We start from the raw sequence: 1,129 nt of genomic DNA, 5'->3' as shown, positions 1-1,129 counted from the left end.
CAGGTGATGATCGCGATGCGGAGCTCTTCTCGAGTCCGCCAGCGCTTGCGGTCCAGGACGTTCTTCTGCAGCAGCGCGAAGAAGGACTCCATCGCGGCGTTATCTCCGCCGGCACCGACTTGGCCCATCGATCCGATGAGGTGATGACGGTTCAGGGCGTGCACGAACTTCCGTGACCTGAACTGAGATCCGCGGTCCGAGTGCACGATGCACCCGGCGGCGTCACGACGCCTGGATATCGCGTTGTCCAGGGCGTTCACCGCGAGGCGAGCCTTCATCCGGTCGCTGATCGAGTAGCCCACGATCCGGCCGGAGAACACGTCTTTGATCGCGCAGAGATAGAGCTTGCCCTCATCGGTCCAGTGCTCGGTGATATCCGTCAGCCACAGTTCGTTGACGTCATCGGCGGAGAAGTCCCGCTTCACGAGATCGTCGTGAACCGGCGGGCCAGGGCGTTTCCCGTTCTTCGCCCGCTTCTTCCCGAACACCGACCACCATTGGTTGTCCCGGCAGATCCGCCACGCGGTCCGCTCACTCATCACCTCTCCCGCTTCCGCGGCCTCTCCGACCAGGAACCGGTACCCGTACTCGGGATCGTCGCGGTGGGCGTCCAGCAGGGCGTTGGCACGATACGCCTCGACGAGTTCGGCCCTGGTGAACTGCTGTTTCCGCCAGCGGTAGTAGGGCTGACGGGAGAGCTTCAGGACCCGCAGGGACACCGCGACAGGGATCCCGTCGCAGGCGAGCTCGCTCACGAGCGGGTACCACCTTTTCCCGGCAGGTTCGCCTGGGAGAGGTAGGCCGCGGCACGGCGGAGGACCTCGTTCTCCTGCTCGAGCAGCCGGATCTGCTTGCGCGCCTCGCGCAGCTCGGTCGACTCTTCCCGGCTCCTGCCGGGGCGGTTGCCGTCGTCGATGTCAGCTTGGCGGATCCATTTGTGCAGCGTCATCTCGTGGACGCCGAAGTCCTTCGCGATCTGCGCGAGAGTGACGCCATCCTCACGGGACCGGGCCACGCGCACGACGTCCTCGCGGAACTCCTGGGGGTAGGGAGCGGGCATGGTGCACATCCTTCCAGGCCGCCCAGCGGGCAAGCCAGATCAGATGTCACCTATCCGTACGGCAGTCCC

The 1,129-nt window shown here is 65.3% G+C and carries 1 protein-coding gene; it reads right to left on the bottom strand.

All coding sequences use genetic code 11. The features are described 5' to 3' along the window. Window positions 1-1,060 (bottom strand): IS3 family transposase gene (locus tag AC2W7K_RS18060; protein WP_376912092.1). Its coding sequence is split into 2 segments (ribosomal slippage), with 1,058 coding nucleotides annotated over them: window positions 1-773 and window positions 776-1,060; the frame shifts between segments, so codons are not numbered across the junction. This gene is flagged as partial in the annotation. Window positions 1,061-1,129: the final 69 nt, after the last annotated feature.

It is taken from the genome of Brevibacterium sp. LAARM2_SD2 (genome assembly GCF_057364785.1).
Note: the sequence above shows the minus strand (reverse complement) of the source record. Positions and strands in the feature narration are given on the sequence as shown.